This is a genomic window from Sphingobacterium sp. MYb388 (assembly GCF_037479535.1).
GTDB classification, from domain to species: Bacteria; Bacteroidota; Bacteroidia; order Sphingobacteriales; family Sphingobacteriaceae; genus Sphingobacterium; species Sphingobacterium anhuiense.
The window spans coordinates 278,513-304,475 of the sequence record NZ_JBBGYV010000004.1; the positions used below are offsets into that span (position 1 = coordinate 278,513).

Consider the following 25,963-nt stretch of genomic DNA (forward strand, 5'->3'; position numbering starts at 1 on the left):
TCAAAATTTTTCTAAAAATTAAAAGCCGCTATAAATAAATTTTTATAGCGGCTTTTACATATAGACACATGAGCAACTCTGACTAGACGTCGACATACCTGAAATAATTAAATAAAAGATTGGAAAGGTCTATAAACACAAAATGCTTTCCGTTAGGAAAAGCAAGTGTCTAATTTGTGATTTTAAAAGCGTTGAGAATTATTTCTCAAGCTTGTCATTTTCTTTTTTCAATGCTACGGGACGATCTTCTTTGATTTCCGTTTCCATAAAACCCCAGTTAGTCATGTAATACATGTATGGGTTTTGTTCAATTTTTGATTTTCTTGTTCTTTCTCTTTTTATCATATATATATATTGTTTTGATTACTTCATATCATTCAAATATCGAGCCAAACTATCTTTAATACTGTTTATTAATAATTATGTGTGTTCCTGCTGTTCTTTTGTAAGGATTACACTTAACACTTACAAATTGTAAATACTCGAAATAATACCACTTATTTTCAAGGCTAGAATAAGTGCTGTTAAATATTAGTTTTGACTTCTTTAATACCCAAAAGTTTAATTGACAACTAAAAACAGCTATTATATACTATGATTTTTAATAATTTACAGCAACTATACATGAAGGTGGATGTGCAAAATTGTATTCTTTAGGGGGAATCTTATTTCTACAATCATCAGAAGATGTAGATAAATGCTCAAGAATATACGCTTATGGTGAAGGTATCATAATGAAGAGATAATTTTTAAAAAATTTACACTAGTATCAGATTTTGTTATATAATAAACCGGGCATTTAATAAGAATGAAATGCCCAGTTTATTATATACAAGCTTATTTTTGATAATTCAACTACTGCTGTATTGCGCCTAAGACTTGAGCAATTTTTTTGAAAAGTTCGGTATTCTGATAATACCCCAAAAAGTTTTGAGCCCAGGGGCCATATGCCATTACAGGCACCATCATCGAACTGTGATCATTAGACGCAAAGCTGGCTTGTATACTGCCTGTTTTTACATCAGCATCTAATAAAGATAATGCGCCGGTTTCATGGTCTGCTGTTACCACCACAAGTGTCTCACCATTCTGATCAGCATAACGAAGTGCTTCGCCGACTGCCTGATCAAAATCCAAAGCTTCTGTTACCACATAGTTTAAATCTCGCGCATGGCCACCATAGTCAATCTGAGCCCCCTCGGCCATAATAAAGAATCCACTTCCCATTCCATGAAGTTTACTGATGCTCGTTGCGAGCAATTCTTTTAAAATAGTACCTCTACCATCTTTGACAGCTACCATATCTTGTTCATTAAAATAAGCTACTGTTTTCTCTGATTTGGCGTTTTTTAATTCGGTTAGGTTATCAACAACTTGATATCCGGCTTGATTTAATTTTTTTTCCAATTCATCTTTTCTTTCTTTCTCCCGATAAGGTCCAGGTAGTTCACCTGCCAATATTTTAACATCCTTATTTTCGATGAGCGCTTCTGTAATTGCAATGGATGCATTTCGGTCTATATTTGACGCATAAAATGCTGCGGGAGTCGCATCCGAGGCATCCCCTGTGGATAGTATTCCGCTTACCTTTCCAACTCTTGCTAATAGTTCAGGTAATCGCAGTAACCTATTGCCAGATGTGTCTACGCTTATCGAACCGTTATATGATTTATGCCCGGTAGCAATTGCTGATCCCCCAGCTCCTGAATCTGTATTACCTGGACTGGCTGATGCTGTTAAAGAGAACCCTACATGTTTCATCTGAGCCATATGCAACTGACCACGGTTGGCAACCATAGCAGCTTGAATATGACCTAATCCCATACCGTCTCCTATTAACAGAATCACATTTCTGACTGTACCCTTACTCCCATCTTTTGCAAAATTAGGTTGATACACAGCGTATGGTTTATTTCCCGTAAAACGTGAACTCTCCAAATCATTTAAATAAGCTTTTAGCACATCAGGATGATCTGTATTTAACCAGGTAACGCCCATTTTTTCTAATACTATCCACGTATTGACACTCTCAGGTGCACCCCAGAGACGAAATGGTTTACCCCATTTTCGTGCCTTTGCTCCTTGCTGTTCAATTTTCATTTGCTCTTGCTTCGTTGGCACCCCCTTCCCGTTCCATTGTGTATAGGTTCGTAAATTATCGCTCATCATAGCTACCCGTTGCAGTTGCTGGCTGGTGTATGTGTTTTCAAATCTACCGTCAAAGGATATGTAGTCTGGATAGTTTTTAAAGAGAGCAGGTGACGGCATATTGCCACTGATGACAATTTGAATAGCATATTTATTTTGTTTGGGATCTACTAGGTAACGATAAGGTGCTAACAGGTTTACTAATTTTGGCATCATAATCTGAAAATCTTCTTTCAGATCTAAAACCAGCTGTAAGTTTTTACTGCTGTCAGCAAAGGGATGTTGCTTATTTTGTTTAAATAAGTTTGCCAAAGGCTTTATATATAGATTTTCCAAGGTTCGTCCTGCTTTGATATCTTTAGCCTCATGCGCAACATATAAGGTATCATCTCGTAGGAATAGGTCTGCTTCAATGGATTCCATTCCCGCATAATAAGCACGTAACATGGGAATATCCTGTTCATAATCATTATGACTATGACCACGGACCCGAAGTGCATGGTGCTGTTGATGCGTACTATACATGAGTTTATCAAAACGATTAACAGCTGTAGGTGTTTCCTGCGCATCAAGTCTGACCATTATCCCAACTAATGGCAGTATTAATAATAACTTAGCAAATTTCATTTTCATTCTTTCTATTGGACAAAAAACGACAGACCTGATCGCTCTTTCGCATCTTTCTAGCCTGCCGTCTTTGTGATTTAAGTTATTTGTAGGATAATTTTACCATCCCTCATTTTGACTGATCCCAGAATTACTCAAATCTGATGGCGGAATTGGCCATACATGATGAATAGCAGGATTAAAAGTTCGGGCAGGCCAAACTTGTACTATGGTGTAGCTAGAAGTTGGATCAGTTTTAGCAATATGTTGCCTTCCGGTTGCTGGTCGTGCGTAGGCCGCTTGGGCATCACCCCAACGAACCAAGTCACTATGCCTATCGGTATATTCTGCAGCAAACTCTGAACGACGCTCTCTTTTTAAATTAACCATTGTTGCGCCACTTATTGCAGGGAGCCCTGCGCGGTTACGTACCAAATTAATCTCCACATCTCCAGATTTCCCTTGTTTAATCTGCGCTTCGGCTTTCATCAAAAGAATATCTGCATAACGGATTAAAGGAATATTTAGATCAGAAGTCGGATAATCTCCACTTGGATTTAAATGTTGATCCTTTGGAAAACGGAAAGGTTGCATATACTTTTTGAACTGAAAACCAGTTTGAGAATTAGACGAATAATATTTCCGATCCAATCCGAATAACGTAAATGTATCGTTAAATTCAAGTATGGTTGCCTTTTTACGATTGTCACCTGATTCGAAAGCGTTATACAATTCTAAAGTGGGGTGAAAATATCCCCAACCATTATAAAGTCCATAACCTGTATTTTCAAATAATACAGCCGGCAATATGGAACCCTGAATTTTATTAGAAACTACAGAAAAGATATATTCAGATGAAAAATTGTTTTCGATGTAAAAGACGCTTGCAAAATCTGTTTCTGGTTTTCCTGTATTAATTAATTTACGACCTGATCCTGAGTTGGTCACCATATCGCAGTACTTAACAACTTGCGTCCATTTACTCTCGTCATATCGTGCCCATTGCAAATTTGTTTTGGCTAAATAGGCATAAGCAGCGTCCTTATGCGCTCTTCCTAAATCACCTGCTCCATATGTGTTGACAAGTGGCAATAGCTCTGCTGCCTTTAAAAGATCCCCTTCAATCTGCGCTAAATTCTCTTTTACATGCGTCGGTCGTACAAATTTAATTTCATTCATATTTGCATCTGTAACGATCGGAACACCGGCACGTTGATCTCCATAATATTGTGACAAATAAAAATAGGCATAACCTCGCATGAAATACGCTTGTCCTAACACATGCTTTTTTACGTTATCGCTAATACTCATAGCTGGCACTTTAGTGATAATGGTATTTGCACGTTGTATGATCTGATAAAATTTCTTGTACATACTATTAATGCGGCTTTCAGCACCTGTAGCAGTAAAATTACGCACTGCTGCTGATCCTGCATCTGTACGTCCAGTGACCATATCGTCCGATGCGTTGATAAACCAAAACAAACCTCTTCCGAACATATTATCGTCATTGAAATGTTCATAAAGACCATTACTGGCAAATATCGCATCTGCTTCTGTCTTCCAGAAGTTTTCATTGGTAATTGATCCTTTTGGAGTCAGATCAGTAAAACTCTTACTACAGCCCTGTATACCTATGCTCAATCCTAGTAATGCTATTGTAATGTATTTGTATTTTTTTATGGATGGTGTTTTCATGATTTTCATTCTTAAAAATTAACATTTAATCCTATCGTGTATGTCTTGGCTAAAGGATAATTTGCTACATCTAATCCAATACTGCCGACCTCTGGATCTATACCAGAATAAGAAGTAAAGGTGAACGGGTTTTCCGCAGAAAAATAAATCCTAGATTGCAGTTTATTCAAAAACTTAGGTAAGTTATAGCCAACAGTAATGTTTTTTATACGAAAATAATCGCCACTTTCAAGGTACCAATCTGATATCGTTCCGTAATTAGCATTTGGATCTTTAGAAGAAAGTGCTGGAATATTACTATTTAGATTATCCGGCGTCCAGGCATTTAGGACACGATTATCCAGATTATAACCCTGTAAGCCCGCGTTATAGGCTGTGAATTTATATCCGTTAAAAATTTTTGCTCCTGAAATTCCATAGGTTAATACATTTAGATCAAAGTTTTTATAATCTAAATTAAGGGCAAAACCATAGGTGAACTTAGGAATCGCACTACCCATATATACACGATCATCAAAACTGATTTTACCGTCACCATTTGTATCTTCGAATTTTAAATCACCAGGACGTGCAAAGGGTTGAATAAGCTTACCATTTAGGCTATGCGCCTGTACTTCTGCTTCGGAATTAAATATTCCGGTATTCGGAATCAAATAGTAAGAATATAAGGCTTGTCCTGGCGTGGACCGATATGGAGACAATATACCCCTAACTTCTCCTGGATTTTCAATAAATTCGCTATTAACTCCATTCAGATGTAATACCTCATTACGATTGAAGGCAATATTAGCATTTAAACCAAGTCTCCAATCTCCAAATTGATGATTATATTTTCCGCTAAATTCAAATCCCTTGTTCATCACGTCACCTGTATTAATTGTAGGGCCTCTCTGCATACCTGAGTGTGGATCTGGAAGAATTTCATTGATCATTCCGATGGTCTTTTTCCGATAATAATCTGCTGTAAAACTTAACTGATGAAATAAAGTCATATCCAGACCGATATCCCATGATTCGGAAGTCTCCCAGATGAGATTAGGATTACCTTGTTTGATCATTGCAAAATGGCGTACCAAAATACCTTCCGACCCTAAAGGTGTGACAGTACCGCTATTCAAAGGTAAGTTATATGCGTATTTATCAACAGTTTGAATGTTCCCGATCTGACCCCAAGAAGCGCGTATTTTTAAATCATTAATAAAGTCACTTTTAAAAAATGATTCTGAAGAAATTTTCCAGGCTCCCGAAATTGATGTAAATACATCCGATCGATTATTTATTGGTAAGCGTGAACTGCGATCCTGCCGGATACTTGCTCCTAAATAATACCGTCCTGCATAATTGTAATTAACACGAGCAATAGCAGATGTTAGTGCATCTTCCCAGACATCACTTGTTGGAATTCCTGGTATAGATTGTGCATTCTCGATATATTGATACCAATCGTCTTCCCGTTCAAATCCCATTCCCTGAATGTAGTATTGTTCATACTTTGTTTTCTGAGCAGAGTATACTGCTACAGCGTCAATCTGGTGATCACCAAAACGTTTCGTATAATTCAATTGCTGATCCCAAATCCAACGATCTGTACGAGCTTCTTCTTGCGTCAAATAATTGTTGCCATTTGATCTTCCAATTTCTGGTATTTTGGGATCAAATCTTTTTAAAGAATACCGATTTATATCCAAAACAAAATTAGATTTGAAGGTTAGACCATGCCATAAATCCACTTTGGCAAAAACATTACCATTGAGGTTAAGTGTCGGATTGTTAACTGTTGGACGTAGAAGTAAAGCTACTGGATTATAAGTATCACCATATGCAGATGAAAATTGCGATAAATTAAAGGGAACAGTACCGTGAAATAATCCTTTCTCATCATATACAGGTGCTGCAGGATTCATATAAATTGCATTGATGATCGATCCGCTATAACTGCTAGATGTATTTGTACCTCGAGCGGTAGTATGGTTGACATAAAAATTTTGTCCTAATGTCAATCGATCAAAAAAATCAAATTCGGATTTCAAACGATAAGCAAAACGTTTGTAACCTGTATTCAGCAATAAACCTTCCTTATCGTGATAACCAAATGAAGAATTATACCTGGATCGTTCTGATCCACCAGACACCTGCGCATTTGCATTTAAAATATTCCCCGTTCTGAAGATTTCATTCATCCAATTGGTACGGGTTTCCTGTCCCCAAGGATTTAATGTCGCATTATGACCATCGGCAGGATTCACTCCATCTCTTTTCGCTGCATCATTATAGGCTTGGGCGTATTGTGTCGCGTTCAAAGCAGTCGGTAGATTACTCGCATTTTGCCAACCTCGATACAGATCGACACTTAGTTTGGGCGCTCCAGCTTTACCGCTTTTAGTTGTGATCACGATAACTCCAGATGATGCCTGAGCTCCATAGATAGCTGCAGAAGCTGCATCTTTCAAGATATCCATGCTTTCAATATCATTTGGATTGATAGGTCCGCCATAATAGGGTGCTCCATCGACTACATAAAGTGGCGATTCGGCGTTTAGAGTCCCCATTCCTCTAATCATCACTTTGGGCATTGCCGAAGGATCGCCACCTGCTGACATCACCGTTACTCCTGCAACGTTTCCTTGCATCAGATCTGCCACGTTAGTTAATGGACGAGCAACATTTTCTGCGACATTAGGTAAAGAGCTTACAGCAGTTGTTAAATCTCCCCTTTTTTGCTGACCGTAACCAATGACAACCACCTCATCAAGAGCTGAAAGTTGCTCTTTCAATGTAATCAAAATTGAGTTACTATCACCACTCTTTATACCTTTAAGCTCTTCAAGGTAAGATTCGTACCCAATCATGGAAACCTTTATCTTATACTTCGCATCTTCATTTAATTCTTTAAATACAAATACACCTTTTTGATCTGTCGATATACTCGTGACAACTTGTCCTTTCGTATCTAAAAGTACAACCGTCGCTCCTGTTTTGACAACACCATTATTATCCATAATGGTACCTCTTATTTGCCCATTGGACTGGGCATAAGATTGCAGAGCAACGGAGATCGATAGCATTGTCAATAATGCTCTTAACTTCATCGGGTTTCTTTTCATTTCATTTAGTCTTTTAATTTGTAGGTGGTTTGTACCGCATGAACTAAAATTTAAACGGTATTATTTACTTCTTTTATTGCTTTTTATTTTTAATGATTATACTGTTATTGCTATGGGTATAGGTAAGTTCATTCATCTGACAAATAATGGATAGCATAACATCCAGTGGATAATGTTCTTCAAATTTCCCAGTAAAGGATAGTCCTTCAAGAGATACCTCTTCTAGATTAATGATTACACCCTTTAGTTTTTCAATCTTAGAAAACACCTGTGGAAGTGGCGTCTGATCAAACTGCAGGCCACCCTCTTGTTTATGTTCGTCTGATTTCACGTTGTCCGCTAATTTTAGATTGTTCGCTTTTTCTTGTCGATCAACTAATAAAGCTGTTTTAAAATGATCATCAATCAATAACTGTTGTCCAGGCTTGAGCACCTGATCTTTCATTTCAAATGGACTGCGATTCGTTGATTTCACAACTATTTTTCCAGATATTAACCTAACCGATAATTTACTTTTAGTATAACTATCGACTGTAAATTCAGTACCAAGTGCCGTTGTTGTATAACCGTTGGCGGATACAATAAATGGTCGTTGCGCATCATGGGCAACATTAAATCTCGCTTCTCCAATTAGTGTCAGTTTTCTATCGATGTTTCCATATTCTTTTGTATAATAAATATTACTATTAGGGGATAAAATAATCCGAGATCCATCTTTCATTTTATAGGTAAGCGTATCTGTACTGCTGTTGGCAAGTTCATATATGAGTGGTTCTGGTATTTGTACTGTTGTACTGGGAACAGGCAAATTTGTTTGGACAAAGTGATACCCAAATATTCCCATAGCCAATAAAATGGAAGCGGCAATAGACCAGCCTATTTTTAAACGACGTCGATTAGGTAATGCTTTGATCACTCCCATTTTTTCATGAATACCGAATAACATCTGTTGATACTCTTCTTCTGTTGCCCATTTTTCGTTTTCATGTACTGTTGCAAAATCATTCCGAAGTTCCTCCATTAGAGGGTGTTTGGAATCTTCTAAGTCGGACAATAGTTTATGCTGATCATTTTTAGAAAGTTTTCCTTCCCAAAAACGAGTAATTAAATTAAGAATCTGTTGCTTCATCAATAGTAAATACACAGGAAATTTCCAAAGGGGATGCTTTTGTTGTTAAGAAATTATTAATAAAACATTAATTAAACATGTGGATACATCGCTTAATACTAAAGACATGATCACGTATGAGAAAGATTATATTTGAGCCTTAATGTAAACGCAATACTCTTGCTTTTATACTTATCAAAAAAAGACAAATAATCTTTGGGAGAGATGAATCACCCAACGTATTTAAAAAGAAATAATAATTCGAATTTTACGGAGGTACAAAGGATTATTTTTTTTTGTAAAAAAGCCTTTTGTAAAGTTCTTATGAAGCGGTTTACTATGATTCAGATCGGAATGTTCCGGAGATAAGGCAATAAGGAGTGGATAAAAAAAATTAAAGATTCGCGAGAAGAAAGACGATGAGTAATGATCTTTCTGCATATGCAGGGTATTGCTTAGCGACATATTCTCTAATGGCTTTGTTCGATTGTTTGAGATAATCTGCTACCGATTGTGGGCTAAGTCCTAAAAGATCAGCTACATCTTCTTTTGTGCGCCCCTCATAACGACACAATTTAAATACTTCCCGTTTTCTTTTTGGTAATACGGCAACGGCTTCTTCCAATATTTCCATTTGCTTATTGAAAATTTCTTCTTGAATACTGCTATCTTCCTCTGCATAAATTTCTTCGGGATAATTGGCAATATACGCAACTGATTCTTTCAACTTACTGCGTAAAACATTAAGCGATTTATTATAACTGACAACAAATAACCAGCCTCCAACAGGACGATCAACCTGTATCTTAAATCGATTCTGCCAAAGCGATAAAAAAACATCTTGCAACACTTCGGTCGCTAATTCACGATTATCGATTAATTTTAGAATATTTGCATGTACAGGTTTATGATACCGCACATACAATGCATTGAAAGCCTTTACGTCTCCCCTCGACATTGCTACGATTTCTTCAATTTCTGTTACCGTTTTATTCATGTTAATTGATATGTTTTATCTTCTACATTTGTGGTTTTGTGGTTTGAAAACCACGGGCAAATTTATTTAAAAAACAAACAGCTTAATCCTTTTAGGAGGTTATCAAATTGTTAAGAATATGGGTTGTTTCTGGTAATTAAATAATTGGTTACTTATCGTAAATATACAAAAATGATCTACATTACAAAATAAGATTTATGCAGTTAAATGGATGACTTGAACAAGGGTAATGCTATCATTCTGAAATTATATTTCATCAATATCTGGGAGAATCGAATTGCAATAGGTGTAAGGCAGATGGAGAAAGGGAAATTTACATATACTATGAATACATGGGAATTTAAGTCACTAAAACCTGATTTTGGAAAAACAAGACAGAACTAGGATACAAAAATAGCTAATCTGTACAATACAGATTAGCTTTTAAAATCATAACGCTTATAGCAGGTCAAGACCACTACTTGACACTTGCAGCTACAATTTCTGCAACGGAGGGAATACCTGTTTTTTTCCATATAGGTTCACCATTCTTATAAAGAATTAATGTTGGTATGGAAGTTATTTTAAAATCTTTAATTATTTCAGGATTTGCATCTATTTCTACTAAAATTGTTTTGATATTATTTTCCGCCTTGCTGTTGATTGAATCTAATATTGGTATTACTTTTTTACAAGGCGGGCAATAGTTTGATCCGAAGTCAACGAGAACATATTCCTGAGATTTCAATGCTGTTTTAAAATCAGCCAATAAAATTCTATTTTTATTTACAGTTGCTACCTCTACTGGATATCCTGCTCCGATCCAAGCTGAAATACCAGGTGCCAAAACATAGATCTTTGTAAATCCACGTTCTGCGAGTAAATTAGCGATTTTTGTAGATCGCCCGGTTTGGATAGAATAGATAAAGACTGGTTGACTTTTAATTAATCGACCCAATTGCTGTTCATAACCTTTAACGGCAGGATCGATCTGACGAGCTTGTGGTAAATGTGCCTGTTCATATTCTTCAGCACTGCGAGCATCTAAAATCTGAGGCTTATCCTGTTGGCTTATTTTTTCATGAAATAACGCCGCTTTTACGCGAAAATCTTTTTGTTCTCTCTTCTCCTTCTCTATCGGAGATGATTGGTTTTGTCCTTTGCCATCAAACACTGTGATGACCAATAAAATTAGGATTAATGTAATCTGTTTTTTCATTTGTTAAACACGATATAAATGTCGAATTTTCTTAAATTGTTACGAGTTCATTTTTTAGAAAAGATAATTCACTAAAAACGGAAAGCGGGTGCTGCTATTTCTTGTGTCTTACTTTTTCTAAATTCTTTCATAGATACCGGTTCACGATCCTCAAGTTCGGCGAAATCAACAACACCGTTTATTTTAGCCCATTTGAAATATGCTTGAGATAATTGGGATACCACATCATGATTTTGGCTAGCAACATCTTTTATTTCAGTAGGGTCGTTTTCTAAATTATACAATTCCCATTTATAAGAGGGCCAAGTTGAGATCAACTTCCATTTGCCTATTCGAGCCGCGCGATTACCGGCACGTTCCCAGAAAAGTCCTTCAGGTCTGTCAATTTTATTCTTATCATCAAAAATAACAGGCAACAGATTTTTACCTTTTAAATCATTGGTTTTTAAACCCTTGTATGTTTTTGGATATGTCGCTCCTGCTAAAGCGTAGAATGTTGGTGCTAAATCAATAATATGTCCCGTCCCATTTTTAATGGTATTTGCCTTTATTCGATTAGGAAACCAAGCTATAAATGGTGTATTAATACCACCTTCATATGTGTAATCTTTAAATGCTTTATAAGGTGTGTTGGAAGCGTATGACCAGTTTTTACTCTGTGATTCATACGAACCTGTAGTGCCTACAGGCCCTGAGTTTATTCTTGCGCCATGATGCCACTTCACTAAATCTTCAGCTGGAGCTCCATTGTCGGATAAAAAAACAATGAGTGTATTATCCAGTTGATTATTGTCTTTCAATTTCTGGATAAGGTGACCAATACTCTGATCTAAGCGGTCGACCATAGCGGCATATATTTCCATTTTCTTTGCCCACAATTGACGTTGATCAAAAGATAGTCGGTCCCAATCGTAAATATCTTCATCACGTATTGATAATTTGGTATCAGGTGTAATTAAACCTAACTCCTTCTGACGTTTAAATCTTTCTTGACGAATTGCTTCCCAGCCTTTATCGTATTTCCCCTTATATTTTGCAATATCTTGAGGTAGCGCTATTAAAGGCCAGTGTGGAGCTGTATGAGCTAAATAGAGGAAAAAGGGTTTTTTATCATCTTTTACTTGATCCAAAAATGATAAAGCATGTTGATTGATTACATTGGTAGCATAGTTTTCAGGAAGTGGATATCCTTGTTCATCTGTTTCACCTTTAAAACCCGGCGCACCTGAATCAGAACTCTTTTCATCCTTTGGAAATACGAGATCAAAACCACGCTGCCAAGGAAGGCTTGTCCCTTTGCCAGATACATGCCATTTACCGGATGTGATGGTGTTATAACCGTTTTCCTTCAATACTTCAGCAAGGGTTAGTGATTCTTGATTAATATATCCTTGATAAGCAGGTAATCCGAGGTCATTAGAAAAATAGCCTACTCCAGCTTTATGCTGATACTGCCCTGTCAATAAAGACGCACGAGTGGGTGCACAAATAGAATTATTATAGAACTCGCGTAACCGCAATCCTTCTGATGCAAGCCGATCTAAGTTGGGGGTTTCAATCTCACCTCCGTATGCGCCAAGATCTGAATAACCCAAATCATCGGCTAAGATTAGCACGATGTTAGGCTTTTTTTGCTGTGCTACACCAAATGTCGTTAGGCTTGCAGTTAAATATAATATGGAAAATATTTTTTTCATGGTAATGTTTGATTTTAAATGTTAGCGAAATGAGGATTGTCCTTTGATTCGGTCATAATTGACAACGTCGTTTTCTTTTGCCCATTTTCGATACAGTTCTTCAAGCTGTTTTACAACTTGAGGATTCTGAGACGCGACATTATGATTCTCTCCTCTATCTGTATCGATGTCATATAACTCTACATTATTCCCGTTACGATAGGTAGACACCAGTTTCCATTTTCCGAAACGGACAGCTCGATTGCCGGCACGTTCCCAAAATAAAGCTTGATTACGCTCTACCTGTGCCAGATCAGTATTTAACAGTTTTCTAAGGCTGACTCCGGGAAGTGTATTGGTAGCGGTCCCATAATTCGTATTTGGGTACTTTGTTTGGGCATAATCATATAATGTTGGAGCAATATCAATTAGATGTCCAGTTCCTCTTTTAATGGTGTTGGCTTTTACTTCCTTAGGGTACCAAACAATAAAAGGAGCGCCAATACCGCCCTCGTATGGGTTATCCTTGTAACTTCTTAATGGTGAATTTCCCGTTTGTGACCAATTGCTATTTTGCACATCATAAGATCCTGCAGAACCAACAGTACCCGTGTTTCTGCTTGTATAAATACGGACTCGATCACCACCTTGTGCACCATTGTCAGACAAAAATATAATGATTGTATTGTCATCAACTTTTAACTCTTTTAGGGTCTGACGAATCTTACCGATACTTTGATCCACACGATCAATCATACCTGCAAATACTTGTTGTCTTCTTTTCCAGTATTGTTGCTCATCATAGGTTAATTTATTCCATTCTTGCGTTAATGTATCTTTAGCACTTATTTTCTGCTTCGCAGGGAATACGCCTTGTTTAATAGCGTTTTCATATCGTTTTGTGCGTAAACTATCCCAACCAATAGTATAAGTCTCCTGATACTTTTGCGTTTCTTCTTCTGGTGCCTGTAGAGGCCAGTGTGGTGCATTAAAGGCTAGGTATAGAAAGAATGGCTTTTTATCTTGATGTTGCTCTTTCAAAAATCCAATTGCCTGATCGGTAATTTCATCGGTCAGATATCGATCTTTAGGTAAATAGAAGGGTTTATTATTCTTGTACAAAGGCACTGTCGCTTGAGTAGAATCGCTGATTTCATAAAAATTAGACGCACCTCCTACAAAATTGAACGACCGTTCAAATCCTCGTTGTGCTGGCCACTGATCGTAATCGTCCCCAACATGCCATTTGCCTGATATAATAGTGGAATAACCTGCCTTTTTTAAGACTTCTGCCAACGTTGGCGATTCTTTATTCAAGAAACCTTGATATGCAGGAAGTCCAAGGTTTACATTGAAATAACCTAGTCCTGCCTTATGGGCATATTGCCCTGTCAATAAAGATGCTCTTGTTGGAGCACAGATCGAGTTGTTATAAAATTCTTGAAAACGAGTTCCTTGAGATGCCAATTCTGTTAGATTTGGCGTATGGATATCAGATGCACCATATGGTTCAATATCTGAAAAACCGAGATCATCGACCAAGATCAAGATCACATTTGGACGTTTGTCCTGGGACCATCCAGCGAGGCTGCTTAAAGTCATTAAGAGCGTCAATAAATAATAGTTTCTTTTCATTATGTGAAATTTTTAATGAATGTGAATTGATTTTAATTATTAACCCAATCTGGATGCTGTTTAAGATTTGGATTTAAATTCAGTTCGCGTTGAGGCGTGGGAAAATGAATATGTCTTGGAGCCGCATTTGTTTTACCTGCGGCCTTTAGTTTTGCAACATAATAGGTTGCCCCTCTGCGCGCTAAGTCAAACCACCTTTGATATTCAAAAGTTAACTCCTTCCTTCTCTCTTCAAATACTGCTTCTCTAAAATCATCTTTACTTAAATTTTTTTCGATATCACCTGTTGCTGCACGGACTCTAACTTTATTTAGAAAAGTCTGTGCTAGTGAACTTGATCCATTGAGTTCATTTTCAGCTTCTGCCAATATGAGCAATACTTCAGCATAACGAATAATAGGTAAATTTTTAGAAGATTGACTTTGGTTGCCTACTACACTCTCATCATAATATTTATTAAATTGAGGTTTTGCAAGTGCATAATACTTACCATCGACCGGAGAAATCATCCCTGTAGTAAATGTGATATTTAAACGTTTATCCTGTTTAGAAAAAGTACCATATAAACCACCTTCAGCATGCCAAGCATCCGCATAGTCACCATTAATACCCGGAATATCCGCAGGTGCAGATCTACTTGCAAGCGAATTTCCCTGATATCCGCTGTTCCCTTTGAATTGTGCAGAGAAAATATGTTCAATACCGTTTTTCTTATCGATATTGAATACATCCGTAAATTCGGGAAACAAATCATATCCCTCTTTATCAATTACATCCTGTGCTTTTAATTTTGCATTTGACCAATCTTGTTGTGTTAAATATACCTTTGCCAGTATACTTTTGGCAGCTCCTGATGAAGCTCTTCCTTTATCGTTGTCACCGTAAGATTTATAATTGGGTAGATTTTCTGCATCTTTAAGATCTGCAATAATTTGGTTATAGACTTCTTTTTCAGAAGCCTTGGTCACATAAAGCTCTTCCGTGCTAAGTGATGTTACAGGTTTTAGAACTAAAGGAACGGGACCAAACCAACGAACTAAATTAAAATAATGCAGTGCTCTTAAAAACTTGGCTTCATTAATTAAACGCTTACGGATTGCGTCATTAATCTTTTCAGGTGATATCAAAGCGATGTATTCAATATTTTGATTTGAAGCATTTATAGCGTCGTAACTTTGTTTCCACAATTGTTCCATACGGTCATTCGATGCATCGTGTGTCAAGTTACTGATCGCACGTACATGTGCATTCCGCGCTCTTGGTCCGGCTTCATAATCATCAGTCGCCATTTCTACTCCAATTTGAAAAAGACTATTATAGATGGACTGTCCGCTTTCATATAGTTTGCGATATGTTCCGTTAACAGCAGAAACAGCTTGATTTTCATTCAGATAAAATTGCTCAGAAACCAGTAGACTTTCCGGTTTCTCATCTAATTTTGAGCATGATACGATTCCAATCAATAATGTGGATGCGAATAATATATTTGTAATTTTCATGTGCCTCTGGATTAAAATGTTAAAGAAAGACCTACTGTGAGGGAGCGTGAAGCTGGATAAATTCCAGAATCTGTCCCTATCTGTACGTTACTACCTGATGTCACTTCAGGATCAAAACCTTTGTACTTACTCCAGGTAAGTAAATTTTGTCCAGATAGGTATACATTCAAATTGGATATTCGAGTAGCATTTAATACATGTTTAGGAATGGTATAGCCAAATTGAAAAGACTTTAATCTGACAAATGAACCATTCTCAACAAACTGATCTGAAAAAATTGGAGCAGGATCTAATTTCGCTCTAGGATAGCTTTGACTGGTATTTGTTTCAGTCCATCTGTCTAAAGCATCTGTTGATGCATTTTGTTGTCCCGTAAACATTTCCAAGTTTTGACGATTGATATTAAGTAACTCATTGCCAACTGTTCCTTGTATTAAAAAAGTAAGATCAAAGCCGCGATAAGAAAGCGTATTGGTTAGTCCAAAAATAAAATCTGGTTGTGCATTTCCAATGATGCCACGGTCATTTGCTGTTGTAAATTTACCGTCACCGTCGATATCTTTGTAAAGACGATCCCCAGCTTTTGGTATGGCATTTCCAGTAAATAAACCTTTAGTTGATTCCTCTCCTTTTTGTAAAATTCCATCGATCTGTGTGCCATAAAAAGTTCCGAGAGGTTCACCAACTTTAATGATATAATTTCCAGAAATATAAGATTGTGCTCCTGTACCGATGGTTAATACTTGATTTCGATTGAATGAAAAGTTCACATCTGTATTCCACACAAATTTTCCATTTAGGTTCCTGGTTTTCAAGCCAAATTCAAATCCTTTGTTGGAAACTGAACCAAAATTCTGTAAAGAAGATGCATAACCTGATGTCCATGGAATTTCAACATTAAGTAATAAATCGGTGGTTTTTTTGTAGTAGTAGTCTAAGGTAAACTGTAGTTTACTGTTAAATAGCGCAATATCAAATCCTCCATCATACTGATAGGTCGTTTCCCAACCTAAATTTTTATTTGGTATACGTTGCGAAGCAAAACCGGTTACTATTTTATTGCCAAATAAATAATTTAAGTTATATAATGTCGAAAGCGACTGATACTGACCGATCTCCTGGTTGCCCGTAGTTCCAAAACTAGCTCGGATTTTTAAATCATTGACCGCACTGAACGTTTCTTTAAAAAAGCTTTCGTTGCTAGCTCTCCATGAAAAAGCTAATGAAGGAAAATTTCCCCATTTATTATCAGCTCCAAATCTAGAGCTACCGTCGCGCCTGATACTGGCTGATAAATAATATTTATTGGCATAATTATAATTTACACGAGCCAGATAAGAATGCAGTATCCAAGAATAAGCATCGGAATTTGGACGGACAAGGGTTGATCCACTTTGCAGACTGTTATACAAAAGATCATCCGTTACGAAATTTTCAGCTCCCGCGTTGAAGGTCTCATTCTTCGCTTCCTGTTGCGTAAATCCAACTAAAGCATTTAAATGATGATCTTGAAAAGAAGTGGTATAGTTTAACGTATTTTCATTCAGCCATGAATATGAATCTAGATTACCTAAATTTGCTTTTCCATTGTTACCTGCCCCCTCGTAGATGTAAGAAGGCAAATAAAATTTATCGATCCTATTGTTTAAATCTACACCTAATAGCACTTTCGCTTGAAGCCCTTCTATAATATCATATTGAGCAAATGAAGTTCCCAAAATGCGTAATGCGTTTGATGTATTGGTGGTTTCTTTTAATGTTGCAATAGGATTTGCAAAAATGTTTTCAAACGGATTTCTTAATGTGTAAGATCCATCGGCATCATATATGGTTGCGGTTGGAGGCATTATCAATAATGCATTGACAATTCCTGATGGTGCAATTTGAGATGTTGTTCTGTTAATTGAAAAATTAGCGCCAACATTTAAGCGCTTAAAAGGATTAGCATTGATATTGGAACGGAAACCTAAACGCTTAAAATCTGTATTTTTAATTACTCCATCTTGGTCAAAATAATTGGCTCCAATAAAATATTGCACCTGTTCAGCTCCACCTGATAAAGATAATTGATGATTCGTTATCTGTGCATTTTGGAAAGCTTCTTTTTGCCAATTTGTTCCTGAACCTAATTGATCGATTTTGTCTTGTGTGAGGTACTGAAATTTTCCTAGATTGGGATAGGCATCATATAAGGCCTCATTGCGAAGAATAGCAAAATCTGGAGCTGTTAGGACATCTATTTTTTTTAACACCTGCTGTTGTCCTATACTACCATCATAGCTCAGTTGTACACGACCTGCTTTACCTTTCTTAGTTGTCACCAATATTACACCGTTAGCACCACGAGAACCGTAGATTGCTGTTGCAGCAGCATCTTTTAAAACTTCAATACTTTCGACATCACTTGGATTGATGCTCGACATGGGATTGACAGGAGTTCCACTACCTACTCCAGTACTCTCTGTTTGATTATATATGGGAAAACCATCAATAACATATAAGGGTTCATTTCCCCCCTGAATAGATGCGCCTCCACGAATACGGATACTGACACCACCGCCCGGCTGCCCAGAAGTTTGCGTAACCTGCACCCCTGATATACCACCTTTCAAAGTCTGATCTAGCGATGATACATTCTGTTTCAATAAAGACTCATTTAAGGAAGCAACTGATCCCGTCAAATCGCGGCGTTTCTGCGTACCATAGCCTACCACTACGACTTCATCAAGATCTTCCGTAGTAGGGCTTAATTCAATTACAGTAGGTGATGTATTGATAACAATCTTTTTCTTTTCATACCCGACAAAAGATACAATCAGCGTAAAAGGGAGTTTTTGACCTGTGACAAATTGAAACCGCCCATTTCCATCTGTTTTTACACTATGTGTTACTGCTTCCAATTGCACAGTGACACCTTCAATGGGTTCTTTACTGGAAGCATCGATAACTGTACCAACTAAGGAGGCATTTATTATCGGTTTAGGTTCTATTTGAGCATACAGCGAATTCAGGCTGTGTATTAAGAACAAAATAAGTATAGAATACCGAAGTACTCCTAATTTTTTCATAGTTTTACGGTGTTTAATAGTGAATACTTACAAGTGCCAACGCCAATTGAAGACTTGTGGTTCATTATATCCAAACTTGGGGGAGCATTAAAGCTTCCCCTATTTTTTTAAAGAAGATTTTTTGAAATTAGATGCACATTCGCATCCAGCAGGAAGGTAAATTAAAGGAAACATAATCAGTCACGGAGACTGCTCTTGTAGATGGGTTAGTAAGGTTGTTTTTCATAAACTTTGTTAAATAATGAATATTAATTTCGGTTTCGTTTGCCAACGCCAATTGAGTAACGATAAGGCAAATATAAAAATAAATTTAATAAAGTCTACTAACTAAGTAGATTTAATGTAATTATTTTTAAAACCTGAACTAAAGCACCATATAGCATCGTTTATTAATCATATTATCTGTCAAACAAATTTTTATATTGGCAACAATACCAATGCATTAACATCAAAAAAGGAAATGAAAAATCGGATAAAGCTAATCTGTAGCTATTATCCGATTCAGTTATTAAATTTTCACTAAAAATACAGGGGTACTACTATTTTTTTTATTGGTGCATGAACATGTACCATTTAGTTTGCATGATTTTTTAACCATTCTAAGCGTCTTTGATCAGCAAGATGTTTCACTTCGAAATGCTCAAATGTTGCATTAAAACCATTACCATCAGGACATGCCGCCATTAAGCCCACCATAACAGGTGTATTATCTTGTAAATAGGCATTACGCATTAAAGTATAATTTTTATCATCAAAAGAGTAAAATATCTCTACAGCATCCAACCTCCTTACAGCTTTTATCCATACGTATGGAATGGCTTTTTCTAGACTGATGATACTCCAATCACTGGTGCGGTGTGTCACGACAGTACTTAAATTGTATTTTCCATCAACAAACTCGATTCCTGCTTTAATATAATTTTCTTTATCAATACGAAGCATCAATCCCATCTGATCAAATCTCGCTTTATAGTCAGCAGAAATTTTTACTTTTGTCTCAAACTCACCACCATAAGTTCCATAATAAAATGGAGCATCGTCAACAGTAAATCCATAATGCGATATACGCCAATAATCACTCTGGGGTGTTACGAACATACTCAGCGTTTGGTCTTTTACCTCCCACTTTGCCGGTTCATTAAACCACTGCATTTTCGTTAGATTTTGTGCCATTGTCAACTGTTGGCAAAGGACAGTCATCATAAGTAGTATTAATTTCTTCATCTCTGTATTCAAATAATCTTATAATTTTTTACTTTAGCAAAGGTATACGAGTGTTTAAAGATTATCAATACTGATAAATAACCATTTTTTAAGATATGAATAACATTGCAGGAGTTCTTAACGAAAAGCTTTTAGAGCAAGTATTTGAGCAAGAGCCAAATCCTCACAAACTGCTTCAGCAATGTCAATATATTGCACAATTTTATGCTCATATTGAAAATGCGATAGCGGTTTTGAGTGATCTTAAAAATGACAAAAGCTATATCTACAACGGGGGGCTTGCCCAAACACTAGGATTATCAGATCATGATTCAGAGATTGATTCCATATGGGAAGATGCAATTTTCAAGCTTATTCACCCTGATGATCTACTACGGAAGCATATCCTTGAATTGCAATATTTTCATTTTATAAAACATATACCTCTTACTGACCGTCACAATTTTCATGTCATTAGTAAGATCAGGATGTACAATCAGGAAGGTCAGTATATATGGATATCCCATCGCATGTATTATGTTCAGAATTCACCTAATGGCAGTATTTGGTTAGCCCTATGTTTATACAATTTTGCTCATTTGTCCGATAACACAGAGTCTTACGAGGGCTTTATTGTGAACAGTGTTACAGGGCAAATTATTCAACCTGAAAAACAGGAAAATAGCAATTTATTATCCAAGCGAGAGATAGAAATTCTTAGTTTAATAAAAATTGGCAGACGCAGTAAAGAAATTGCTGATGACCTCTCCATCAGTATTAATACTGTCAATCGACACCGACAAAATATTCTTGAAAAACTTCGAGTTACGAATTCAATTGAAGCATGCCGGATCGCATCTTCTTTAAACTTGTTTAAATAGTTGATATAGATCACCTATTTTCCCAATCGATATAATTTAAAATCGGCGTCAAATTATTTCTTGACGCCGATTTTAAATAAGATTGCTATAATAATAAATCCTAATCCAGTTAATATGGGGGGTAATAGATTTCCTCTAATTCCAAAGTAAATCATCAATAAAGCGACTATAATGAGCAGTATAAGTAGTATGGTCTTCATATTTATGTATTGAGCAACACAGTGTGTTATCATAAAGCTACTTAAAAAATAATTAGACAGATCCTTTATTTTTTAAACATCCGTAATTTATACCATTATAAATAATATTCTTACCATTAGTACCAAAATCTCAATTATTTACTGACCTCATTCAATAATGCTAAATCTTCCTGATCTAAAGTGATTTTAGGAGCATCAAATAGCGTTTTCAATTGATTATTACTCGTTGCGCTTACTATTGGTGCTGTAATTAATGGATTGGCCAGTAGCCACGCTAAGGCTATTGTTGCTGGTTGTGTATGATATTTCAATGCGATTTTATCAAGAGCTGACAGCACATTTAATCCCTCAGCATTTAAATATTTCCGCACTCCTTCACCACGCGCACTCTTGTTAAGATCTGATTCATTTCTATATTTTCCTGTTAGAAATCCGGCGGCTAATGACCAGTATGAAAAAGTACTTAAATCATATTTTTCAACTAAAGGTGCGTAATCCTTTTCAAAAGTAGTGCGTTCCATCAAATTATAATGTGGTTGAAGCGCTACATATTTCGGAAAATTGTTCTTCTCAGCAACATCAAAAGATTCTATCAATCGCTTAGGGGATAGATTAGAAGCTGCAATATAACGAACTTTACCAGCCTTAATAATTTCGTCATACGCAGATAATGTTTCCTCAATTGGAGTTATTTGATCATCAAAATGCGTATAATACAGATCGATATGGTCTGTACCTAAACGCTGTAAAGATTCATCAACGGATTTCAAGATATGTTTTTTACTGATATCAACAGGATGTTCTTTTGTTTCAGATCCCACTTTTGTTGCAATGACAATATTTTCTCTGTTATTACGTAGCGTCATCCATTTTCCAATGATAGTCTCAGACTGGCCTCCTACTCCATTCACCCACCAAGAATATGTATCTGCAGTATCCACAAAATTAAAACCTTCATCTACAAACGCGTCTAAAATATCAAATGATTCTTTTTCATCTAAGGTCCATCCAAAAACATTACCTCCAAAATTGATCGGAGCAATTTCTAAATCTGTATTTTTAATTGTTACTTTTTTCATGTTTATTCAAATAAATATTTCAGTAAAAATAACTTATTCACATTTTAATAAATTCATCAGTTTGTCAAGATGTTGACTCTTTAGTTCTAATAAAGTTATAATATCTTAGAACAAAAAGAGTAATATTATAGAAATGTATGTCTAATAGAAAAAGCCATATCTAACGATATGGCCTGATATAAAACCTATATTTTTCAGTGAAATTTTCTATTTATATGAGGTGACGGAGTCCGTTATTTTCCAAGTCCCCTTATCATTGATTAAAGTTACGATGTCAATCTTGGTAAAGCTATCGAATTGCATGATCACTTTGGCAATAGCGTAGTCTTTGGAGGTTTCTAAAATCTGTGTAGTAGTCTTACAGTTTAATCGCTCTCCTTTTTGCTTTTTAAAGAAGTTAATAAGTTCTGATCGACTATTTGTTTTTGCATGTGTCCCTTGGACTTTCTGATTAAAATCGCTTGCAAACAACTGCTCTAATCCTATTGATTGTCCTTCGGTAATGATTTCTATATATTGACCAATTGCTAAGTTAGCTGTAGAAAGATTAACCATACTTTTTTCTGGTTTATCTGCCGCCATAGTAATGCTACCTAAAGTTACTAATGCTACCGCTGCGAATGTTTTTACTAACGTTGTCATCATGTTTTATTTTTTAGTACTCGTTTGTTGTGCTTTAAATGAGTAGATTTTTGGATAATTTTTCCCTTAATAATTTCCTTTAACTTTCTGATTCAAAATTAAGACAAACAACGTATATTGTTTATTACATTTAGATTAACAATATATTAAACTCGCTAAAAAACAGTATACTGAAGGTGAATAGACAATCCATCATTATTAAAGTAAATGACGTCGCGTGAATGCATGTTATAAATTACGGCCCTGTTAAATGTATATGAATAGATATTTTAAGCGGTTCGAGGGAAAAATAAATAGATAAAAAAAGAGAGTAAGTTCATCTTTAAAATATCTTACTCTCTCTGAGATTGTCTATAATAATTTTAACACATCGCCTATTTAATGATAACACTTATATAAATAACTTTATCATGTACGGATGATCTTATGTATAAATTTCCATCCTGATAATTCGAAAATGATTATAAAATAAAGAACTACCTAACAACATGTTATTTAATTGACTTCTGATCTTTTTTCTCTAACAATGCGATATACTTAGCATAACCTTTCGTAGCCATTTCATCTTTAGGAATAAATTTGATAGATGCACTATTGATACAATATCTTAAACCTCCTTTATCTGCTGGACCATCATTAAAAATATGTCCTAAATGTGCATCGCCTGTCTTACTGCGCACCTCAGTACGTTCCATTCCGTATGAATTATCCGATAGTTCCTTCACTATTTTCTCACTAATCGGTTTTGAAAAACTTGGCCATCCACAATCCGACTCAAACTTATCTGAAGATATAAACAATGGTTCGCCTGTAGTCACATCAACATAGATCCCTTCTCTAAATTCATTCCAGTACTCATTATCAAAAGCTCTTTCGGTAGCGTTTTTTTGCGTTACATTGTACTGTATATCCGTAAGTTCTTTTTTTAGGGTTTCTTTATCCTTTTTTTTATATTCCCCCACTTTGACAGGATTTGCCTTCTTTGCTAATTCAAATAAATCTGCCCCTATATGACAATAGCCTCCAGGATTCTTGTCCAAATAATCTTGATGATATATTTCTGCATCATAAAAACTCTTTACAGGTCCAAATTCTACCACTATTTTCTTTTGCGGATAAGCCCTTCCTAATTCCTCAATTTTTTGATGTACTAAACTTTCATCTTCTTTATTGGAGAAAAAAATACCTGTCCGGTATTGGGTTCCTATATCATTCCCTTGTTGATTTAAAAGTGTTGGATCGATCGTTTTGAAAAACAAGTCAATTAACAGTTCTAAATCAATTTCTTCGGGGTCATAGACAACTTTAACGGTCTCTGCAGCTCCTGTTACACCTTTAGAAACTGCCTCATAAGTTGGTTTTACAACTGTTCCATTCGCATATCCTACTTCTGTAGCAGTAACACCTCTTACTTGTTTAAAAAAATGCTCTGTACCCCAAAAGCATCCTCCTGCAAAATAAATTTCTTTTGTTTTACGATTCATGTCGGTTGGTATTTTATTTAGTGGCTCTATTGTCTTTTTCTTTAAAGCAAGACCCATTGCCATCAATGTGACAACTCCAATAGAACATATCAATATTATTAATGTATTTTTCATTGTTTTATGTTTTAAACTGTCTTATAACTTACCAAATGCATACCAAATCCTAGATACATCAGATCTTTAAGTATAAAAAAATCTGTATAGGGTACGCCATCTATAATCTTCCACATATTTGGTGTGGTGAATAAGTAACTCAATGTCATCAGGAATATGACGCACATTGCAAATCCTGCATATTTTTTCAGTTCGTCAAATTTTAATGTCAGAATCAGTAAAATTGCTACCAAAATTTCCACTACACCAACTATATTCGATACGGTTTGCACACTCAATATGGTATACATCCAAGCCGATAGTGGATGATTTTCTATCAGTGGTTTAATCGCATTTGCCTCCGTAGGTGTAAACTTAAATATTCCTATCCAAAGTAAAATAAGAACTGCTCCTCCAAACGAAATATAGTAACCTAACGAAGACCCTATATTTGGATCATTATTTTTGTTTTTTGCATGCATTTTGATTGATTTTAAAGTTCAGTGATGTTTCTTTACATCAATAGTCGCTGATACTTTCAAATCCTGACAAAAAAGATTAAGTTTTAATTTTACTTTTTATTTTACTTTTAAACTCCTGTATATCATTTTCATGAATAACCTGATTATGCCCTTTATTCAGATTGTTGCGCAAAAGTGTATCCATAAAAATAAACTTTCTCTCATAAGCGCGGCACCATTTACAAATAGAAAGATGTCCCTTTAATCTTAGTCTTTGAATTAATGATAATTCGTCAGCATTTTGCAGTTCAATTAACAAAGTCGTCTCAGAACAAGAGAGCAGTAAAAAGTGTATGGTTCTTTTTAACATAGTAATGTTTTAATTTTGAGTATTAAACCAATTATTTTCCAAACAGGCCCGTAATTGTAAACGACTTCTCTGAAGTATTTTCCAAAGGTTAGTCGTTGTAATTCCGGTTTCCTGACAAACTATAGCTGCCTTTTTTTCTTCGAGATAATAAAGCTTTACAGGGATTTTCCACTTTAAAGGAAGACCTTCTAAACACTCCTCCAAAGCAATATGGAACTCTTTGTCATCCAGCAGATTTTGTTCTTCGTTCCACTCATATAGTATATCATCACTTTTCCATGATCCTGATTCATCAAAAAAATAATCCAAACTGATCTGATCGTTATGACGGTACTTTTTACGATAGAAATCAGCAACTTTATTCTTTAAGATACGCATGAGCCAAGTTAAGGGACTACTATTACCCTTGAAGTTAGTATATGACTCAAAGGCATTTATAAAAACATCTTGTACCAAATCCTCGGCATCTTCTTTATCAGACACTAAATACATTGCTCTTTTTAATAAGGGCACACTGTATTGGTCAATCCACCTATTAATTGTCTCTATCTTTTCATTCATGCTGCAATTCAAATATACTGGTTTATAAAGTTAAAGAATAAACTTCTGACTTCTATCAACATTAACCGGACGATGTAAGCAGATTGGGTAGGTTAATGCTAGATAAAAGGATGTTTAAATATACTTTTCATTTTAGTTCAGACAATTTATCTTGTTAGAAAAAAGATATAGAACGAATTGATTATCAACAAATAATATATTATATTTACAGATAGGACTAACCTAACATTAAAAAAAAGATCTAATATATTG

The 25,963-nt window shown here is 35.7% G+C and carries 19 protein-coding genes; 1 reads left to right on the forward strand and 18 read right to left on the reverse strand.

What is annotated here, in order from left to right:
• Nucleotides 1-198 precede the first annotated feature (198 nt).
• From WH188_RS14965 to WH188_RS15020, 12 genes are all read right to left on the reverse strand, one after another.
• Nucleotides 199-345, reverse strand: coding sequence for a hypothetical protein (locus WH188_RS14965; RefSeq protein ID WP_021190220.1), 147 nt, complete (start codon nucleotides 343-345; stop codon nucleotides 199-201).
• Between the two features lie 510 nt (nucleotides 346-855).
• The gene (locus tag WH188_RS14970; protein ID WP_339424267.1) at nucleotides 856-2,775 is read right to left on the reverse strand and encodes an alkaline phosphatase; all 1,920 of its coding nucleotides are present in this window, start codon (nucleotides 2,773-2,775) and stop codon (nucleotides 856-858) included.
• 99 nt (nucleotides 2,776-2,874) lie between these two features.
• Nucleotides 2,875-4,452, reverse strand: coding sequence for a RagB/SusD family nutrient uptake outer membrane protein (locus WH188_RS14975; RefSeq protein WP_183912977.1), 1,578 nt, complete (start codon nucleotides 4,450-4,452; stop codon nucleotides 2,875-2,877).
• 11 nt (nucleotides 4,453-4,463) lie between these two features.
• Nucleotides 4,464-7,556, reverse strand: a complete 3,093-nt coding sequence (locus WH188_RS14980; RefSeq protein WP_339424268.1) for a SusC/RagA family TonB-linked outer membrane protein — start codon at nucleotides 7,554-7,556, stop codon at nucleotides 4,464-4,466.
• A gap of 73 nt (nucleotides 7,557-7,629) precedes the next feature.
• Complete coding sequence (locus tag WH188_RS14985; protein ID WP_339424269.1) at nucleotides 7,630-8,685, reverse strand: FecR family protein; 1,056 nt, start codon at nucleotides 8,683-8,685, stop codon at nucleotides 7,630-7,632.
• A 373-nt stretch (nucleotides 8,686-9,058) separates the two neighbouring features.
• Nucleotides 9,059-9,661: an RNA polymerase sigma factor gene (locus WH188_RS14990; protein ID WP_315395369.1), complete on the reverse strand. Its 603-nt coding sequence runs from the start codon at nucleotides 9,659-9,661 to the stop codon at nucleotides 9,059-9,061.
• A 457-nt stretch (nucleotides 9,662-10,118) separates the two neighbouring features.
• Nucleotides 10,119-10,859: a thioredoxin domain-containing protein gene (locus WH188_RS14995; protein ID WP_339424270.1), complete on the reverse strand. Its 741-nt coding sequence runs from the start codon at nucleotides 10,857-10,859 to the stop codon at nucleotides 10,119-10,121.
• Between the two features lie 71 nt (nucleotides 10,860-10,930).
• A complete protein-coding gene (locus WH188_RS15000; protein WP_339424271.1) occupies nucleotides 10,931-12,556 on the reverse strand; it encodes an arylsulfatase in 1,626 nt (541 codons plus the stop codon).
• Between the two features lie 21 nt (nucleotides 12,557-12,577).
• On the reverse strand, nucleotides 12,578-14,170 hold the full coding sequence (locus WH188_RS15005; protein ID WP_031287920.1) for an arylsulfatase: 1,593 nt from the start codon (nucleotides 14,168-14,170) through the stop codon (nucleotides 12,578-12,580).
• A 32-nt stretch (nucleotides 14,171-14,202) separates the two neighbouring features.
• The gene (locus WH188_RS15010) at nucleotides 14,203-15,669 is read right to left on the reverse strand and encodes a RagB/SusD family nutrient uptake outer membrane protein (RefSeq protein ID WP_315395357.1); all 1,467 of its coding nucleotides are present in this window, start codon (nucleotides 15,667-15,669) and stop codon (nucleotides 14,203-14,205) included.
• 11 nt (nucleotides 15,670-15,680) lie between these two features.
• Nucleotides 15,681-18,737 carry a SusC/RagA family TonB-linked outer membrane protein gene (locus WH188_RS15015; protein WP_339424272.1) on the reverse strand — a complete coding sequence of 1,019 codons (3,057 nt, stop codon included), beginning with the start codon at nucleotides 18,735-18,737 and terminating at the stop codon, nucleotides 15,681-15,683.
• 573 nt (nucleotides 18,738-19,310) lie between these two features.
• A complete protein-coding gene (locus WH188_RS15020; RefSeq protein ID WP_132839746.1) occupies nucleotides 19,311-19,961 on the reverse strand; it encodes a DUF1349 domain-containing protein in 651 nt (216 codons plus the stop codon).
• A 95-nt stretch (nucleotides 19,962-20,056) separates the two neighbouring features.
• On the opposite strand from WH188_RS15020, the gene WH188_RS15025 reads away from it, so the two are divergent.
• Entirely contained in the window at nucleotides 20,057-20,821 is a 765-nt protein-coding gene (locus tag WH188_RS15025) for a response regulator transcription factor (protein ID WP_168126622.1), read from the forward strand.
• A gap of 334 nt (nucleotides 20,822-21,155) precedes the next feature.
• Here WH188_RS15025 and WH188_RS15030 read toward each other — a convergent pair whose 3' ends face one another.
• The 6 genes from WH188_RS15030 to WH188_RS15055 form a co-directional block, all read right to left on the reverse strand.
• On the reverse strand, nucleotides 21,156-22,100 hold the full coding sequence (locus WH188_RS15030; protein WP_132768315.1) for an aldo/keto reductase: 945 nt from the start codon (nucleotides 22,098-22,100) through the stop codon (nucleotides 21,156-21,158).
• 207 nt (nucleotides 22,101-22,307) lie between these two features.
• Nucleotides 22,308-22,745 (reverse strand): nuclear transport factor 2 family protein, encoded by a 438-nt coding sequence (locus WH188_RS15035; RefSeq protein ID WP_132768317.1) that lies wholly within the window; start codon nucleotides 22,743-22,745, stop codon nucleotides 22,308-22,310.
• A gap of 488 nt (nucleotides 22,746-23,233) precedes the next feature.
• The gene (msrB, locus tag WH188_RS15040) at nucleotides 23,234-24,340 is read right to left on the reverse strand and encodes a peptide-methionine (R)-S-oxide reductase MsrB (RefSeq protein WP_339424273.1); all 1,107 of its coding nucleotides are present in this window, start codon (nucleotides 24,338-24,340) and stop codon (nucleotides 23,234-23,236) included.
• Between the two features lie 11 nt (nucleotides 24,341-24,351).
• Complete coding sequence (locus WH188_RS15045; RefSeq protein ID WP_132839737.1) at nucleotides 24,352-24,801, reverse strand: DUF417 family protein; 450 nt, start codon at nucleotides 24,799-24,801, stop codon at nucleotides 24,352-24,354.
• Between the two features lie 76 nt (nucleotides 24,802-24,877).
• On the reverse strand, nucleotides 24,878-25,150 hold the full coding sequence (locus tag WH188_RS15050) for a hypothetical protein (protein WP_031288290.1): 273 nt from the start codon (nucleotides 25,148-25,150) through the stop codon (nucleotides 24,878-24,880).
• A 9-nt stretch (nucleotides 25,151-25,159) separates the two neighbouring features.
• On the reverse strand, nucleotides 25,160-25,723 hold the full coding sequence (locus WH188_RS15055; protein ID WP_339424274.1) for a sigma-70 family RNA polymerase sigma factor: 564 nt from the start codon (nucleotides 25,721-25,723) through the stop codon (nucleotides 25,160-25,162).
• Between the last annotated feature and the right edge of the window lie 240 nt (nucleotides 25,724-25,963).